The organism is Mycobacterium sp. IS-1496 (assembly GCF_001499995.1).
Taxonomy (GTDB): domain Bacteria; phylum Actinomycetota; class Actinomycetes; order Mycobacteriales; family Mycobacteriaceae; genus Mycobacterium.
In genome coordinates, this window is sequence record NZ_LQIU01000018.1 from 58,665 (window position 1) to 75,758 (window position 17,094).

General features: G+C 69.0%; 16 protein-coding genes. 11 read left to right on the forward strand and 5 right to left on the reverse strand.

What is annotated here, in order from left to right; all coding sequences use genetic code 11:
* From AU195_RS11655 to AU195_RS11690, 8 genes are all read left to right on the forward strand, one after another.
* Entirely contained in the window at window positions 1-1,560 is a 1,560-nt protein-coding gene (locus AU195_RS11655; protein ID WP_059159225.1) for a virulence factor Mce family protein, read from the forward strand.
* On the forward strand, window positions 1,530-2,177 hold the full coding sequence (locus AU195_RS11660; protein WP_059159226.1) for an Rv1363c family protein: 648 nt from the start codon (window positions 1,530-1,532) through the stop codon (window positions 2,175-2,177). Before AU195_RS11655 ends, AU195_RS11660 begins: the two co-directional genes overlap by 31 nt.
* Window positions 2,174-3,145, forward strand: a complete 972-nt coding sequence (locus tag AU195_RS11665) for an RDD family protein (RefSeq protein ID WP_059159227.1) — start codon at window positions 2,174-2,176, stop codon at window positions 3,143-3,145. The genes AU195_RS11660 and AU195_RS11665 overlap by 4 nt, the downstream gene beginning before the upstream one ends.
* Window positions 3,142-3,693, forward strand: coding sequence for an Rv1363c family protein (locus tag AU195_RS11670; RefSeq protein ID WP_059159228.1), 552 nt, complete (start codon window positions 3,142-3,144; stop codon window positions 3,691-3,693). The genes AU195_RS11665 and AU195_RS11670 overlap by 4 nt, the downstream gene beginning before the upstream one ends.
* Complete coding sequence (locus AU195_RS11675; RefSeq protein WP_059159229.1) at window positions 3,660-4,625, forward strand: hypothetical protein; 966 nt, start codon at window positions 3,660-3,662, stop codon at window positions 4,623-4,625. The genes AU195_RS11670 and AU195_RS11675 overlap by 34 nt, the downstream gene beginning before the upstream one ends.
* 17 nt (window positions 4,626-4,642) lie before the next feature.
* The gene (locus AU195_RS11680) at window positions 4,643-5,317 is read left to right on the forward strand and encodes a YoaK family protein (RefSeq protein WP_059159230.1); all 675 of its coding nucleotides are present in this window, start codon (window positions 4,643-4,645) and stop codon (window positions 5,315-5,317) included.
* On the forward strand, window positions 5,314-6,084 hold the full coding sequence (locus tag AU195_RS11685) for a fructosamine kinase family protein (RefSeq protein WP_059159231.1): 771 nt from the start codon (window positions 5,314-5,316) through the stop codon (window positions 6,082-6,084). Before AU195_RS11680 ends, AU195_RS11685 begins: the two co-directional genes overlap by 4 nt.
* 372 nt (window positions 6,085-6,456) lie before the next feature.
* Window positions 6,457-8,727 carry an alpha/beta hydrolase family protein gene (locus tag AU195_RS11690; protein ID WP_059159232.1) on the forward strand — a complete coding sequence of 757 codons (2,271 nt, stop codon included), beginning with the start codon at window positions 6,457-6,459 and terminating at the stop codon, window positions 8,725-8,727.
* Window positions 8,728-8,730: 3 nt separating this feature from the next.
* Here the strand turns inward: AU195_RS11690 and AU195_RS11695 are convergent, their stop codons facing one another.
* Window positions 8,731-10,920, reverse strand: a complete 2,190-nt coding sequence (locus AU195_RS11695; RefSeq protein WP_059159233.1) for an acyltransferase family protein — start codon at window positions 10,918-10,920, stop codon at window positions 8,731-8,733.
* A gap of 50 nt (window positions 10,921-10,970) precedes the next feature.
* A complete protein-coding gene (locus tag AU195_RS11700) occupies window positions 10,971-12,050 on the reverse strand; it encodes a phosphodiester glycosidase family protein (protein ID WP_157531111.1) in 1,080 nt (359 codons plus the stop codon).
* A 238-nt stretch (window positions 12,051-12,288) separates the two neighbouring features.
* On the opposite strand from AU195_RS11700, the gene AU195_RS11705 reads away from it, so the two are divergent.
* On the forward strand, window positions 12,289-12,579 hold the full coding sequence (locus AU195_RS11705) for a GlsB/YeaQ/YmgE family stress response membrane protein (RefSeq protein WP_059159234.1): 291 nt from the start codon (window positions 12,289-12,291) through the stop codon (window positions 12,577-12,579).
* Window positions 12,580-12,634: 55 nt separating this feature from the next.
* Here the strand turns inward: AU195_RS11705 and AU195_RS11710 are convergent, their stop codons facing one another.
* Both AU195_RS11710 and AU195_RS11715 read right to left on the reverse strand, forming a co-directional pair.
* Window positions 12,635-13,942, reverse strand: coding sequence for a PQQ-dependent sugar dehydrogenase (locus AU195_RS11710; protein ID WP_059159235.1), 1,308 nt, complete (start codon window positions 13,940-13,942; stop codon window positions 12,635-12,637).
* Window positions 13,920-14,684, reverse strand: a complete 765-nt coding sequence (locus AU195_RS11715) for a pirin family protein (protein WP_082703039.1) — start codon at window positions 14,682-14,684, stop codon at window positions 13,920-13,922. Before AU195_RS11715 ends, AU195_RS11710 begins: the two co-directional genes overlap by 23 nt.
* 82 nt (window positions 14,685-14,766) lie before the next feature.
* Here AU195_RS11715 and AU195_RS11720 point away from each other — a divergent pair, with 82 nt between their 5' ends.
* Window positions 14,767-15,222: a MarR family winged helix-turn-helix transcriptional regulator gene (locus AU195_RS11720; RefSeq protein WP_059159237.1), complete on the forward strand. Its 456-nt coding sequence runs from the start codon at window positions 14,767-14,769 to the stop codon at window positions 15,220-15,222.
* Here AU195_RS11720 and AU195_RS11725 read toward each other — a convergent pair.
* On the reverse strand, window positions 15,211-16,335 hold the full coding sequence (locus AU195_RS11725; RefSeq protein WP_059159238.1) for an NDMA-dependent alcohol dehydrogenase: 1,125 nt from the start codon (window positions 16,333-16,335) through the stop codon (window positions 15,211-15,213). The genes AU195_RS11720 and AU195_RS11725 overlap by 12 nt on opposite strands.
* A gap of 162 nt (window positions 16,336-16,497) precedes the next feature.
* On the opposite strand from AU195_RS11725, the gene AU195_RS11730 reads away from it, so the two are divergent.
* A partial coding sequence (locus tag AU195_RS11730) for a transposase (RefSeq protein ID WP_502687336.1) occupies window positions 16,498-17,094 on the forward strand: 597 nt, incomplete at its 3' end.

Below are 17,094 nucleotides of genomic sequence, written 5' to 3' on the forward strand. Positions count from 1 at the left end.
GTGCTGACTCGCTTCATCAAGATCCAGCTGATCATCTTCACGGTGTTGACGGTGATCGCGCTCGTGGTGCTGGGCTGGTACTACCTGCGGGTGCCCAGCCTGGTCGGGATCGGGCAGTACAAGCTGCACGCCGAACTGCCGAGGTCGGGCGGTCTGTACTCGACCGCCAACGTCACCTACCGCGGCACCACGATCGGCAAGGTCACCGCGGTCGAACCGACCGAGCGCGGCGCCAGGGCGACCATGAGCATCGACAACCGGTACAAGATCCCGGTCGACGCGAGCGCCAACGTGCACTCGGTCTCGGCGATCGGCGAGCAGTATCTCGACCTGGTGTCGACGGGCAACCCCGGCCAGTACTTCAGCGACGGCCAGACCATCACGAAGAGCACGGTGCCCAGCGAGGTGGGGCCCGCGCTCGATGCGGCCAACGAAGGCCTGGCGGTGCTGCCCAAGGAGAAGATCGACACGCTGCTGACCGAGACCTCGGAAGCGGTCGGCGGGCTCGGCCCGTCGCTGCAGCGGTTGGTGGACTCGACCACGATGATCGCTCAGGACTTCAAGGACAATCTGGGACCGGTCAACGACATCATCGCGAACTCGGCGCCGATCCTGGAGAGCCAGGTCAACTCCGGCGACAACATCGCACAGTGGTCGCGCAACCTGAACATCCTGGCCGCCCAGTCGGCCGAGCAGGACGCCGCGCTGCGCAGCGGTCTGCAGCAGGCCGCGCCGACCGCCGATCAGCTCAACGCGGTGTTCAGCGGGGTGCGTGACTCGCTGCCGCAGACGCTGGCGAACCTGGCGGTGGTCATCGACATGCTCAAGCGCTACAACAAGGGTCTGGAACAGGCCCTGGTGGTGCTGCCGCAGGGCGCATCGGTCGCGCAGGCAGGCACGATCTTCGAAGGTGAGGGTCTGCTGCACTTCGGTCTGTCGATCAACCAGCCGCCGCCGTGTCTGACCGGGTTCCTGCCGGCGTCGGAGTGGCGTGCACCGGCCGACACCAGCATGAAAGAGCTGCCGTCGGGCACCTACTGCAAGATCCCGAAGGACTTCCAGGCCAACGTGGTGCGCGGTGCGCGTAACTATCCGTGCGCCGATGTGCCGGGTAAGCGGGCGGCGACGCCGAAGGAGTGCCGCAGCGACGAGCCGTACGTGCCGCTGGGCACCAACCCCTGGTACGGCGATCCGAACCAGATCCGCGACTGCCCGGCCGCCGGTGCCCGCTGCAATCAGCCCGTGCACCCGGGCCGCAACGGCGTGATCCCCGCACCGTCCATCAACAACGGGATGAACCCGCTGCCGGCCGATCAGCTGCCGCAGCCGCCGTCGCCGGTCAGCGACCCGTTGAGCCCGCCGGGGCAGGGCCGCGTCCAGTGCAGTGGACAGCAGCCCAACCCGTGCATCTACACTCCGGCACCAGGACCACCAGGCACCGCTGTGTACAACCCAGCCAGCGGCGAGGTGGTCGGACCTGACGGCGTCAAGTACAACGTCAGCAATTCGAGCAACCCAGGAGACGACGGATGGAAGGAGATGCTGGCACCCGCCAGCTGAACCCCACCGATGCTGAGGAAACGCCGGACCATTCGGTAGCAGTATCTGAAGACACCACAACCGAAACCCCCACCGACGGCACCCCCGAGGCGCTGACAGGGGACGACGGGCGGCGTCCGTCGCGCCTGGGCCGCGGGTGGCTGGCGGCGATCTGTATCGTTCTCCTGCTGCTCGGCGCCGGTGCCGGCGTCGGCGGATACCTGGCGATGCGGTCCCATCAGGACAGCGCGCAACTGGCCTCGAACGAGGCCGCCGCCGTGGCGGCGGCGCGCGACTGCGTGGCGGCCACCCATGCGCCGGACGCGGCGGCGATGACCGAGAGCCAGGCCAAGATCCTCGAGTGCTCGACGGGTGACTTCGGTGTGCAGGCCGGGTTGTACGGCGGGCTGCTCGTCGACGCGTACCGTGCCGCCAACGTGCAGGTCCAGGTGTCCGACATGCGGGCGGCCGTGGAGAAGCACAACGCCGACGGATCCATCGACGTCCTGGTCGCGGTGCGGGTCAAGGTGACCAACTCCGAAGCCGCCGACCAGGAGCAGGGCTATCGCCTGCGGGTCCAGATGGCGCCCGACGAAGGCGCCTACAAGGTCGCCAAACTCGACCAGGTCACCTCGTGACGGCGGTCGTCGACGCTCCGCCGGAGGCCCCGATCGCCGAGACCGTGCCCGCTGAACCGCTCGCCAGGTGGCACCTGCGGGCGGGCGCCCTCGCGGTCGACGTGCTGCCGGGCCTGGCCGTGGTCGCGACGACCGCGCCGTGGTTCCTGGCGGGCCCGCGGATCGGGTGGTCGTGGTGGGTGCTGACGGCGGTGGCCGTGCTGGCGCTGCTCGCGGTGATCGTCAACCGGGTGCTGGTGCCTTCGCTGACCGGTTGGACGCTGGGCCGGGCGCTGTTCGGGATCCGCGTGGTGCGGCGCGACGGCGGCGAGGCCGGGCTGGGCCGACTGCTGCTGCGCGAACTGGCGCACCTCCTCGACACCGCGGGCCTCTTCGTCGGATGGCTGTGGCCGCTGTGGGACCGGCGCAACCGCACCTTCGCGGACCTGCTGGTGCGCACCGAGGCGCGCCCCGTCGCACGCCCGGAGCGCGATATGCGCCGGTTCACCGCCAAGGTGCTGATCGGTGTCGTCGTGGTGGCCGCCGTCGCGGTGGCCGTGACCTACCTGACGGTCTACCGCCAGGAACAGGCGCTCGACCGGTCGCGGGCGCAGATCGCCGAGCAGGGGCCGCGGATCGTCGAGCAGATGCTGAGCTTCGGCGTGGAGACCATGGACGAGGACTTCAGCCGGGCGCAGTCGCTGACCACCGAGGCCTACCGGCCGCAGTTGGTGGCGCAGCAGGAGGCTGTCCGCAAGACCGGTGCGACCACCAACGAGTACTGGGCGGTGAGCAGCGCGGTGCTGTCGGCGTCGATGGACGAGGCGGCGATGCTGTTGGCGATGCAGGGGCAACGCGGCACCAAGGCCGAGGACCTCAAGTTCATCACCGCCACCGTGCGCGTCGACTTCCACAAGATCGGCGACAACTGGCGGGTCGACAACCTGACGGTGCTCAAGGCACCGCTGATGCAGGGGGCCGGTCAGTGAGCCCGCGTCGCAGGGTCGCAGGCGACGAGCCCGACTTCTTCGCGGCGACACCGAGGACGCCCCGACGGTGGGGTCTTCCGGTGCTCGCGACGCTGGCCGGTCTGCTGCTCGCCGCGGCGTTGACGGCCAGCATGCTGATGCTGGTGTCGCACGAAAGCGACCGGCGCGCCGAACTGCGCGACGCGGCCGCACTGGATTACGTGCGGAGTTTCATGACGACCTACACCACCCTGGACCCGTTCAACGCCAACGCCTACGCCGACCGGGTCCTGGCCCAGGGCACCGGGGATTTCGCGAAGACGTTCAAGGAGAAGATGAACGAGATCGTGATCCAGGTGGCCCGCGCCGAACCGACCGAGGGCAACGTGGTCGAGGCCGGGGTGCAGCGCTGGAACGACAACGGCAGCGTCGACGTGCTGGTCGCCACCACGACGACATCCAAGACACCGGACGGTAAGTCGACCATCGAGAGCGGAAACCGTTGGGTGGCGACCACGACCCAGGAGGGACAGCAGTGGAAGATCAGCCAGCTGATTCAGGTGATCTGACCACGGATCCCGCGGGGACGGGGTCTGCCGGAGCGAAGCGCGGACGTCGGCGGCTGCCGTGGTGGCGCGCCAAAAAGGCGGCGGCGGAGGCTGATTCGCCGGCAGGCGACGTCGTCGACGAACCGGCGACGGTCGAGGAGCCCGCCCGGGCCGAGGAGCCGGCGCCCCGGAAGCCGACGGGCAAGACACGCAGGACGACGGCCGCTCCGGTCGCCGGAGCCGATCCCGCGGCGCCCGAGACCCAGGTCGCCGAGACCACGGCCGCCGAGGCTGAGGCACCGGGGACCGAGGAGTCCGAGAACGCGGAAGCTCCGGAGGCCGAACCGGACGCCGAGGCGCCTGAATCCGAAACCGACTCCGCGGAGAGCGATTCCGTGGGTGAACCCGAGCCGGAGCCGCTCCTGGTTCCCCACCGACCCGCCGGCAAGCGCCTGTTGACAGCCGCCGCCGCGGCGTCGGTCGTGTTCGTCGGGGCGGGCGCGTTCGCCGGTGCGATGCTTCAGCCGTACCTGGCCGACCGGGCCGCGGTGGACACCAAACTCGCCATCGCCCGCACGGCGACCGAGGCGATCACCACGCTGTGGAGTTACACGCCGGAGGACATGGCGACGCTGCCCGACCGCTCGTCGCGTTATCTCACCGGCGATTTCGCGACCGAGTACCGGCGGTACATCGACGCCATCGTCTCGACGAACGAACAGGCGAAGGTGACCAACACGACCCAGGTGATGGGCACCGCGGTCGAGAGCCTCACACCGACGGAGGCTTCCGCGCTCGTGTACACCAACTCGGTGTCGACGAGTCCGGTCAGCAAGAACGTCCCGTCGCTGCGCTATCTGTCGTACCGCTTGACGATGGAGCGCGACGGTGCCGACTGGTTGATCACCGGGATGACCGCGGTGACCAAGCTGGACCTCACCCCGCAGCTCTGACCCCACAGGCCCGGGCCATGGCCGTTCGCTCACCGGTCTCGAATCGGTTGACCGTCACCGCGTTACTGATGCTGACGTTCGCGACGGGGCTGGTCGACGCGATCAGCGTGCTCGTCCTCGGGCACGTGTTCGTGGCCAACATGACCGGGAACGTGATCTTCCTCGGTTTCTGGTTCGTCCCGCATTCGGGGGTGGATCTGACCGCGGCGTTGGTCGCCTTCGTCAGCTTCGTGCTCGGCGCGGTCATCGGGGGCCGGTTCGCGCGTCACCTCGGCTCACGTCCCCGCCGCTGGCTCACCGTCGCGCTGGGTGTCGAGGTGGTGGCGCTGACGGTGCTGGCCGCGCTGGCCGGGGCCGGGGTGCTCGACTACCACGACAACCGGAAGCTGGTCCTGATCGCCGGTCTCGCAGTGGTCTTCGGCATCCAGAACGCGACGGCGCGGCAGTTCGGTGTCCAGGAACTCAGCACCACGGTGTTGACGCAGACGATCGTCGGCATCGGCTTCGACAGCAGGCTGGCCGGCGGCAGCGGCGACCGGGAGAAGCTGCGGTATGCGGTGGTGCTGACCATGTGCGCGGGCGCGGCCGTCGGCGCCACCCTGACCCTGGTGACCGTGGCGCCGGTGATCGCGCTCGCCGGCGCCGTGGTCGCCACCGCGGCGGCGATCTTCTGCTTCGGGCCCACGGCGTGACCCCGTTCGTGAAGCGCAATCCGGACGCACCGCCCGGTTTCTTCGCCTGCGAGGCGGCCGGGCTGCGCTGGCTCGCCGCTGCCGGCGGTGTGGCCTGTGTACCGGTGATCGACTGTGACGCAACGTCGCTGACACTCGAGCAGTTGGCTGCCGTATCGCCGTCCCGGCGGGCGGCCGCGGACTTCGGAGCCCGGCTCGCCGCGACGCACGACGCGGGCGCCGAGGGTTTCGGCGCGGGACCGGACGGCTGGAACGGACCCGGATTCTTCGGGCCGCTGCACGACCCGCTGCCCATGTCGTTGACCACGCACCGCACGTGGGGTGAGTTCTACGCCGACGAACGACTCGGGCCGATGGGGGAACGCGCCGCCTCGCGGCTCAGCACCGCCGCACGCGAAGCCCTCGCGGCGATCCGGGAGTTGTGTCGGGGCGGCAGGTTCGACGACGGCGACGGACCGGCGCGTCTGCACGGCGACCTGTGGAGCGGAAACCTGATGTGGACCGCGGACGGTGTGGTGCTGATCGATCCCGCGGCGCACGGCGGGCACCGCGAAACCGATCTGGCGATGCTCGCGCTCTTCGGATGCCCGTACATCGATGACGTCGTCGCGGGTTACGAGTTGGTGCGGCCGTTGCGCGAGGGCCGGCGCGAGCGTATCGCCCTCCACCAGCTGTATCCGCTGCTCGCCCACGTGGTGCTGTTCGGCGGCGGGTACATCCGCCAGACGGAGTCGGCGTTGCGCCGCGTGCTGATCAGCGCCGGCTGAGTACTTTCCTTCGCAACCACAGCGAACTCCACCGGTACGGGCTCGGGCGATTGCCGGAGGCCGGTGTAGTGCATGAATGCGCAAAAATCGGGACATCCCGGAGCGGTGACCGGTGTCGACGGCTAACCCCTGGCCGTTTGCGGAACTGTGTACCTGTCAGCAAACGCCGACTGGGGCTGGGTATGGCTCACCGGTGCGGGCGCCAAAGCCCGAGAGAACGCCGCTCAGCAGCGCGGTAATGGTGTACAAGTCCGAGATCGGTATCCGACGCGCTGCGCCCGGCCTGGCGATCAGCAATTTGACGCGCCCGCCGGTATCGGGTGCTACGGTGCCTGAGACAACGCTGAGAATCTGCGGGGAGGATCCAGTCACATGGCGAAGCATCGCGGTGCGAAGCGGCGTTCGAAGAAGTTTGCTGCGCTCGGTGCGGTCACCGTCACCGCGACCGCGCTGACCGTCGGCGTCAGTCCCGCCCCGAAGGCTTCGGCGGCCGCGGCCACATCGACCGACGTCGATCTCACCGCCGACTTCCGGCTCTTCCCGCCCCCGCAGGCGATCCCGGACCTCACATTCGGTGCCGGCGAAGCCGCCTACGACCTCAAGAACGAGTTTGCCGACTTCGTCTTCCGCTCGATCTTCGAGAACCTGAACCTCGCGGCATTCGCCCAGGCGGCGGGGGTAGACCCGCAGAGCATCCTGGAGCGGGTACTGGAGAACCTGCCGCTGGCCCTGCTGACCGACCCCATCTTTGTGGACCTGTTGGGCGGCATCACGCTGCCCCTCGCCGCGGCGCTCGGTGCGCTGCCCCTCCTCGACGAGATTCCGTTCTTGCGAGACCTGTTGACCCAGGGCCTCAACGCCGCCGGCCTGAACACCATCGCGGGGCTGCTCGACATCGTCGGCCTCGACCTCAGCAACCTGTCCGACCTCACCGGGCTCGGCGAGCGGGTGGGCGTGAACCTCGTGACGTCCGGCGACGTCTTCACGCTTCTCAAGGTGCTGGGCACCGACCTCGGCTGGGTGCCGACGCTGCCCAACTCCGTGGCCGATGACGTCGACGGGACCGAGTACCTCGGCATCGGCGTCGACGGTCTGCTCGACCTGGTGGACACCGGCGTCATCAACGTCCCCGGCCTCCTCAACCAGCTCCTCGAGCGTCTCGGCCTCTTCGACCTCGACGAGATCCCGGATGTCCTCAAGGTGCGGGTGCCGATCGTCGTCGGCGAGGGGGTGGGAGCGTTCGCGGCCGGGATGGCCTATCAGGACATCGTCGCCCAGCTGCCGAATCAGCCGGGTGGCACGAACTACAACGGCGTCGAGGCCGACCCGCTGCTGGGCAGCGTGACGGTGATGCCGATGTTCTTGCTGCGCAACCCCGGTCGCGCCAACGGTGGTCTGTTCGCCCGGTTGTACCCGCTGGCCGGGTTGTTCGGGATCGACACCGTCACCCCGGAGACCGAGGTGAGCAACAGCGGTGGGCTCGCGGTCCCCGGCGGCCTGTATGTCGGTGGGGCGACGTTGATTCCGGTCAAGATCGACGCCACGCTGCAGCACGACTGGCTCTCCGACGTCCCGGCGTGGCCCAACCCGTTCTCACTGCTGAACACCCTCTCGGCGGTGGTCGCGCCGACGTACATCCTGCGGGGACTGGACACCGCCCTGGTCGCTGGGGCGGTGGCTGACCAACTGGAGCCGCAGATCGGGGAGGTCGTCGGCGGCCTGGCCGACGGTGACCCGTTGGCGCTCAACCTCTATGTCACCATCCCGATCGACGCGCTGCCCCTGCTCGAGCCGACCTACCTCTTCGTCGACGCGATCAACCTGCTGACCGGCGCCAATCTCAACAACCCGATCGGGACCGCGCTCGGGCCGGCCCTGACCAGCCTGGTCAACCTCGGTTACACCGACGTAGTGCGGCAGTGGAACGACGACGGTGACTACTGGGAGTACGTCCGCACCTTCGACGACAGCGATGTGCCGACGGCGTTCGGATCCTTCCCCGACATCAACTGGATGAACGTGCCGGGCGACATCGCCGGCGCGTTCGCCGCGGGAGTCCGGCAGGCCTTCGAGGACGGGTTGGTCAACCGTGACGGTCCGGTCAAGAATGCGCTGGCCTCGCTGCTGAACCTGTTGGGTCTCGACCGGGGCCTCCCCGGCGGGATCGGCGGCCTCGGACTCGATGGTGTCCTCGATCAGATCCGCGACAGTATCGACGGCGTGCTCGGCGGCCTGGACGTGCCCCGGACCTCGACGGCCGCTGTCGACTCCGTGCCCGACGACTCCTCGCGCCGCGTCACGCTGAGGACTGTCGCGGAGCCGGTCGACGGCGCGCCAGCCGAGCCCGTCGACGACACGGATGTCGAGAACGAGCCCGTCGGCGACACCGATGTCGCGAACGAGCCCGTCGACGACACGGATGTCGCGAACGAGCCCGTTGACGACACCGATGTCGAGAACGAGCCCGTTGACGACACCGATGTCGAGAACGAGCCCGTCGAGGAAGAGCCCGTCGACGAGGCACCTGAAGCCGACGCCGACGCAGCCGACGACGCCGACGACGCCGACACCGACGACTCCGAGGACAACGACTCGAACGACGACGAGTCCGGCGACACCGCTCCGGCCGACAAGGCGGCCTGACGATCAGTTGGGCGCGATTGCGTCCAGGGCGATCTCGCCGATCACCGGCGCCAGCCACCGCGCGTACTCGCCGGTGATGTGGTTGTCATCGCGGTAGACCAACGTGTTGCCGACGATGACGGGACAACGTTGCGCCGTGCAGAACAGGTCGCCGAGGTCGGCGTAGCTGCCCCCGGCGGCCCGCACCGCGGCGGCCTCGGCGGCGATCCCCCCGGCGTCGAGGGCAGCCGGCCGCGCGGGTGAACACGCCACCACGTCGTCCATGTGGTCGGAGACGCAGGACGGCACCGTCGACAACGGATCCGGCGCCGGGCCGAGCACGAGTACGGCCGCACCGGTCGCGCGCAGCCGCGACACCAGCCGTCCGAGCCCGTCCACCCAGGCCGGGTCGTATGTGACGAACCCGAAGTCGCCGCCGTAGCGGCGGGACATGTCGACGACGATCAGCTGCCGCCGTTCGGATTCCAGCCGGGCCAGCACATCACCGCGCCACTGCTCGCACTCACTGAAGGCCCGGCCCAGGTAGGGGCTGGTGATCGGCAGTTCCATCAGCGGACAGGTCACCTTGCTCATGGTCTCGAGCCGCCAGTGATGCTGCTCGGCAACGGTTTCCAGTGCCGGCTGCCACATCGCGGCGTGCGAGTCGCCGACCAGCGCGACGCGCACGGCCGAGGCGGCGTCGCCGGTCACGCACTCGAGTTGGTCGACGTCGCGCCACGACAGCACGCAGCCGTTGACGAACACCTCCGGCTTCGCGACATCGCCCAGCGGCGGTGACAGATCCGCGGGGACGCTGCGCATCTCCGCGGACGCGGCGACGGCGGCCTGAACCTGCTGCCGTGGGGTGGGTGCGGCCGGGGCGCCGACTGGGGCGGCCCCCCGGGAAACGGCGTGCGGCGCCGGCGCCGGTGCGGTGAGCGCCACCGGGGCCGCGGCGGGCCCGTCACCGGTGGGCACCGGCCGCATGACCAGCAGCACGATCGCCGCGCACACCGCGGTGGCCGTGGCGACACCGCCGACGGCCAGGCTGCGGACCGCCGATCCGCGCAACGCGGCGGCGAACCGGGCCGGGTTCTCCACCAGGTGCAGCGTCAGGATCGCCAGACCGAGGGAGATGACGACCATCGCGAGTCGGCTCGCGAGCCCGAGGTCCGCGCCGAACACCGCCGGCGCGAGGATCAGCACCGGCCAGTGCCACAGGTACCACGAGTAGGACACCCGGCCGATCGCCCGCGGGAGGGGTTTCGACAGCAGCCGACCGACCCCGAGATTCGGTGTGGCGCAACCGGCGACGATGATCAGCACCGTACCGGCCACCGGTAGCAGCGCGGCCGTGCCGGGGAACGGTGTGGTCGCGCTGACCCGCGTGCAGGCCGCCCCGATCAACGCCAGGCCCGTCCATCCGACCGCGGCCGCCGCGACCGGCGGCAGGCGCCGCCACCAGCCGACGCTGAGCGCGATCAATCCGCCTGCCGCCAGTTCCCATGCCCGGGTCGGCAGGGAGAAGAACGCCCACGACGGCCAGTCGCCCGTCCACGCAAGCGACATCGCATACGACACCGCCGCCACCGCGGCCAGCACCGCCGCGTACGGCAATACCGAACGGGCCGCGGCCGCACCGAACCGGCGGCCCACCACAAAGGCGGTCGCCACGATCAGCACCGGCCATACCAGGTAGAACTGCTCCTCGACGCCGAGGGACCAATAGTGCTGCAGCGGTGAAGGATCCGTCGCGGCCAGGTAGTCGGTCCCCTGGATGGCGAAGCGGTAGTTGCCGACGTAGAGCGCGTTGGCGATCGCGTCGGCGAGCACGCCGCGGGCCTGCAGCGGCGGCAGCAGCAGCACCGCCCCGACGGCGGTGGCCACCAGTACGAGCGCGGCGGCGGGCAGCAATCGGCGGGCGCGGGCGGCGTAGAACGCGCCGAGGCGGACGCCGCCGCCGGCCTTCACCTCACGCCACAGCAACCCGGTGATGAGGAAGCCGGAGACGACGAAGAAGACGTCGACGCCGACGAATCCGCCGCCGAGACCCGGCACGCCGGCGTGGTACAGCACCACGGCGAGAACGGCGACCGCGCGCAGGCCCTCGATGTCGGCACGGAAGGTCCGGTGCGGCGCACCAGAGCGGCCGCCTGCGGATGAGCCGCGGCGGGGGAGAGACCGGGATACCGGCGGTGTCGTCACATCAGTCACGTGAACCCCGATGGTCCCACGGGTGGTCCGTGGAACCCGGTATTGACGTGCTAGTTGAACGCGAGCCAGCTGGGCAGCGCGCGCTCGCGCGAATCGCAGAGCACCTGGCGGGTGTCGCAGCTGCCGCGCGGTGACCCCGCCCCACTCCACATGCCGCCGGTGTCGCGGCGCAGTACTATCGCCGACGACCCGCCGCCGTCGAGCAGCACCGCGTGTTCGGCGCCGAGACCGCGGAACAGGTCCTGCATGTTGTCGGGGGTGTAGTTGCCGCCCTGGAAGACGTAGAGCTGGTCGGCCGCGCTGCTGTAGGCGATCGCGGTGCGCGCCGCGCTCGGACCGGGGTCGTTGAGCTGGCCGGTCGAGCCCGGGGCGAGCAGGCCGAGGCCGGCGACGGCGACGAACCGGGCGTTGCGGTCCATCAACTTCTGGATCTCCGGTGAGGCGGCGTCGAAATCCTGTTTCCCGTTCGGCATCACGACGTACGGCGCGCCGCCCACCGGCAGGATCATCGTTGCCAGCGCCGACCAGGTCTCGTTCCCGCCGGATAGCCCCTGCTTGCCTGCGTACGCGATGGTGCCCGTGATCGGCGCGTTCGCGCGGCCCTGTCCGCGGGTGTTGTCGACGTAGGCGCCCAGTGGCGAACTGCATCCGGTGTCGCGCCAGGACCCGCCCTTCTGACCCCGCACGTCGAAGAAATTGGCGTTGATCGCGATGGTCGGCTGCCCGAGCGCCTGCCAGGCCTGCAGCGGGGTGAAGGTCTCCGAGGCCTGGAAGAGTCCCTCGCCGGTGCGCGCCCTCGGATCGCGTTCGCAGCGGGCCTGGAAGCCCTGATGGGTGTCGACCAGCAACCGCGGGTTGAGCCGCGACGACGCATTCTTGACCGTCATCAGGTGGCCGCCGTTGTTCAGCGTGTACTCGCGTCCGTCGGCGGCGCGGAACGGAGCGGCGAACTCCCCGCCGAAGTTGTAGACGAGGTAGGCGCCCTTCGTGTTGGCGATGGCGCCGAGGAGCAGCGATTTGGGGTCGCTGGCCCGGGCGTGCGGCTGGCCCGTCGTGCTCAGTGCCGCACAGAGCGCGAACGCGGCTAGACCCGCCGTGAATCGCCGCAGAGCGTTTGCTGAGATGGGCACGGTCGCCTTTCTACAGAGGTCACCTGGCCCTAACGATATTCACAGCAGTCACTCTGTCAACTTTGATAACAGCCAGGTCGCGACCGTGCAACGGCGTGATCGCCGTTGGGGATCTTTCGGACGTGTTTGCGTGAATCGCTCCCGAGTGGGGTAACCGGGCCACGTGCCCGTCGACGACCCCACGCCGTCAGGCATCCGGACGCATGCGTCCATGGAGATCGAGATCTAAGGAGCAGAAATGATCGGAACCATCCTCGGCGCATTGATCGTCGGCCTGATCGTCGGCGCGCTGGCGCGGTTGATCATGCCGGGTAAGCAGAACATCGGCGTCATCATGACCATCGTGCTCGGCGCACTGGGGTCATTCCTCGGTAGCTGGCTCACCTACCAGCTCGGCTACAGCAACTCGAACGGCGGCTTCGAGATCATTCCGTTCCTCGTCGGGATCATCGTCGCGATCGTGCTGATCGCGATCTATGTGGGTGTCACCGGTAAGCGCGGGTCGCGCCCCGGCACCACCGTCCGCTAGGAACCGCTCCTGAGGTGGGCTCGGGCGCCCCGCGCCTCGAGCCCACTTCGGCGTGTCATCGGCCCGGCGGCGCCAGCCGGTAGACGGCCCCCGCGTCGTCGTCGGTGATGTAGACCGCGCCGTCAGGACCGGCCACGGCGTCCACCGGCCGGCCCCACCGCGAGCCGTCGTCGGTCTGGAACCCACCGACCAGCGTCTGCTGATCCCCCAGATCCCCGTCGCGGAACGGATAGAACGACACCTCGGGCGCGCGCGGTGGCCGCCGGTTCCACGATCCGTGGATGCCGACCAGAGCCCCCCGGGCATAGGGTTCGGGCAGTTCGCCGTCGACGAAGCTCAGCCCCAGCGGCGCCGAATGTGCCCCGAAGCTCTGCTCGACCGGCGGCAGCGCGGCGCAGTCGAGCTTGCCGCCGTCGGCATTGGTCTGCACGTCGCGGATGAACGGCACGTCGGCCGGTCCGCCGTCGATATTGCAGTACGGCCATCCCAGCTCGCGCCCCGGTGTGAGCTTCGCGAGTTGCTCGGGCGGGTGGTCGTTGACGTAGGAGGGGTCCACCTCGCCGGTCGCGGGGTCCGCGACGTTGTCCCGGCCGTTCACCGCAGTCCAGATTGCACCGTCGGGCGCGGTTGCCAGGCCCGTGCCGTTACGGACCCCGGTGGCGAACGGTTCGGCCGGACCGCCGCCCGGCGGCACCCGCATGATGGAGGCCCGCGGCGGGGTGGCGTCCCGGTCCTCTTCAGAGATGTTTCCCGTGGAACCGATCGAGAAGTACACCGCCCCGTCCGGCCCGACGGTGACGCTCTTGAGCGCGTGCGCGTACGCACCCCGCAGATCCGGGCTCTTGGCGTCGGGCAGGCCGGCCGCCACGGCGCGCCGGTTGGTCGCCCGGCCCTCGACGTAGTCGTAGGCGGCGATCTCGTCGCTCTCGGCGATGTAGAGCGTCGTCCCGGCGAACGCCATACCGTGCGGCTGGGTGAGTCCGCTCAGCAGCGGCGTCGACCGCGGACCGCCGGCGGCCGGCTCCAGTCTGACGATCTCACCGGTGCTGGGCACGGAGACCAGCAGCGCACCGTCAGGTGCCCACCGCGCGAGCCGGGCCTCCGGAACCCGCGCCCACACCGACAGCGTCCAGCCTGCGGGGATCGACGCCCGGCGCGGTTCGTCGAAGGGCGCCGAGTCCAGGCCGGCGGGCACCGCGACGGTGACCGAGGCGACCCCCGCCGCCTGCGGTGTCGGCGACGCCGAGGGCTGTGCGGGTGGCTGTGGAACGGGCTGCTGTGGGGCGCTCGTCGAACATCCGGCGAGCAGAGCACCGGCGGTGAGGCACGCCCCGAATACTTTATGCGGCAGCGAGATTCGCATGCATCTCCCAGACCAGGATCTCGGCCGGTCCGACGGCCGTCACGCGCTGGCCACCGGATGACGTGAAGCGCACCGCGTCGCCTTCGTGCAGCGCGCCTGCGCCCTCCAAAGACACCTCACCGCGCGGGACGAACAGGTGCAGGTACGGCGCGGCGGGCAGTTCGACGCTGTCGCCGGGCTGCAGCCGCGCCCCGTGCAGCGCGGCATACCGGTTGCGGATCGAGATGGCGGTGTCGCCGCGATGTTCGGGCATCCCCGACGCGATCGTGACGAGCCTGCCGTGCAGGAGTTCGTCGTCGATCTCGAGCTGCTGGTAGCCCGGGTCGGAGCCGGACTCGTCGGGCACCACCCACATCTGCACGAAGTGGACGGGCTCGCTGTGGCTGTCGCCGCCGGTGAGCCGCCATGAGTCGTTCTTCTCCGAGTGCAGGATGCCGCGACCGGCCGACATCCGTTGGGCGAGACCGGGGTAGATCACTCCAGAGTGCCCGGTGGAGTCCTGGTGGACCAGCGATCCGCGAAGCACCCAGGTCACGATCTCCATGTCGCGGTGCGGGTGAGTCTCGAAACCCGCACCCGGAGTGACGATGTCGTCGTTGTTGACCAGCAGCAGGCCATGGTGGGTGTTGGCCGGGTCGTAGTGGTCGGCGAAGGAGAAGGAGTGCTTGGAGTCCAGCCAGGAGATCCGCGTCTTCGCGCGTTCGTCGGCGCGCCGGATGTCGACGCGTTCGGCTTCTCTCATGCCACTGGTCATGGTCACTTCCCCTTGGATCGTGCGCCAGCCTAGGTGGCGGCTCTGGACTCGACAACTCGCATGATGTGTCATGTATTCCATGTGGCTGTCGGCGGAGGAGCAACGGGTGTGGCGCGGCTATCTCGCGATGGTGGCCGAACTGCAGGTCGCGATGAACCGGCAGTTGCAGCGCGACTGCGGCCTCTCGCTCGCCGACTACGAGGTGCTGGTGGCGCTGTCAGAACGCGACGGCCGACGCGTGTACGAACTCGGGCAGGAGCTGGCCTGGGAGCAGAGCCGGCTGTCCCATCAACTGCGCCGGATGCGGGACCGTGGTCTGGTGTCGAGGCAGGACGCCGCCGACGACCGGCGCGGCGCCACCGTCGCGCTCACCGAGGCCGGGACGGCGGCGCTGCGGGCCGCGGCGCCGGGGCATGTGGCACTGGTGCGGCGGGTGCTCTTCGACGGCATGCCGACGGCCAGGCGCAAGGCGTTCAGCGACGTGATCGTCACCGTCCGCGAACGTCTGCGCGACTCACCAGTCTGATTCGTCGAACGTGATGACGCCGCGGATGTTCTTGCCGTCGAGCATGTCGTGATAGCCCTGGTTGATGTCCTCGAGGCGGTAGGTGTTGGTGACCATCTCGTCGACCTTGAGCAGGCCGGACTTGTACAGCCCGATCAGCCGGGGCGTCTCGACGTGGCTGCTGCCGCCGCCGAAGATGTTGCCCTTCAACGTTTTCTGCAACATCGTGAACAGGAACAGGTTGAGCTTGACGTCGGCCTCGAACATCGAACCCATACCGGTGACGACGCAGGTGCCGGTCTTGGCCGTCAACGCCATCGCCTCTTCGACGTACTCACCGCGCATCTCGCCGACGGCGATGATCGTCTTCTCGGCCATGAAGCCGTGAGTCAGTTCGAGCACCGGGTTGATCGCCTCGGCCATCGACGGGAAGACGTGGGTGGCGCCGAACTTGATGGCCTGGTCGCGTTTGAACTCGACCGGGTCGATGGCGACGACGTTGCGCGCCCCGGCGATGACCGCACCCTGCAGCGCCGACAGTCCGATACCCCCGACGCCGACGATCACGACCGTCTCGCCCGGTTGCACCTCGGCGACGTTGGTCGCCGAACCGAAGCCGGTCGGCACCGCACACCCCATGATCGCGGCCGTCTCGAACGGCACGTCATGGTCGATCTTCACGACGGAGTCCTTGTGCACGGTCATGTACGGGGCGAAGGTGCCGAGCAGGTTCATCGGCGACACCTCGGTGCTCCCGGCGTGCACCCGCGACGTGCCGTCGGCGATCGCCTTCCCGCCGAGCAACAGGGCGCCGCGGTCACACAGCGAGCGGTATCCCTTCAGACACGGCTGACATTGGCCGCAGGCGGGGATGAACGCGAGGATGACGTGGTCGCCCTCCTCGATTCCGGTGACGTTGCGGCCGACCTTGGTGACGACGCCGGCGCCCTCGTGTCCGCCGAGTGCGGGCAGCCCGATCGGGGTGGCGCCCGTGGTCAGGTGGTAGTCGGAGTGGCACATCCCGGCGGCGTGCATGCGGATCTGCACCTCGTCGTCGACCGGGTCGCCGATCTCGATCTCGTCGACGCGAAACGGCGCGTTCAATTCCCAGAGCAGAGCACCCTTGGTCTTCATGGGTGGCGATCATAGAACACGTTCCAGTTTCTGAGGTAGCGACGGCGCTGAGCTGGACGTTCGGCAGGCAGATGCCGTCGAGTGTCAGGTTGTGTCACGCCTGTGGATGGTGGTTTCAAGGCGTCGTTGCAATAGCAGCTGATTCTGATGGGAAGTGCTGCTGTGCCACGTCCACCGTTGTCGAGTGTTGTTCGTGACTTCTGGGGCCATATCGGTGCGGGTTGCACCGCGCGTGAAGCCGGTGTGGCGGTCGGGGTGTCGTGCGTTACCGGGGTTCGCTGGTTCACCCACGCTGGAGGGGTGAACCCGCAAAAGCGTGAGCCGACGACCTCGGGACCTCGGCCGCGTCTGACGTTGGCCGACCGCATCCAGATCCAGATCGGAGTCACGGCCAACGAATCGATGAACTCGATCGGCAGGCGATTGGGCCGGCCGGCGTCGACGATCAAGTACGAACTCGACGTCAACGGTGTCCACCACAACGACGGGCGCAAGTCTGGGTATCGGCGCAAAGAAGCGTTCGGAGCGCGGCAGAGCGGTTCGACCGCCACTGTGCGGTACGACGCGGTGGTGGCGCAGTCGCGCTCCGAGGAGCGTGCTCGCCGTCCGCAGCTGGGCAAGCTGGGCCGCAATCAGGTGTTGCATGATGAGGTGCAGGCGAAACTGCTTGAGGAGCACAGCCCTGAGCAGATCGCAGCGCGGTTGCTCATCGACTTCCCCGACGATGCGGAGATGCGAGTGTCCCCGGAGACCATCTAT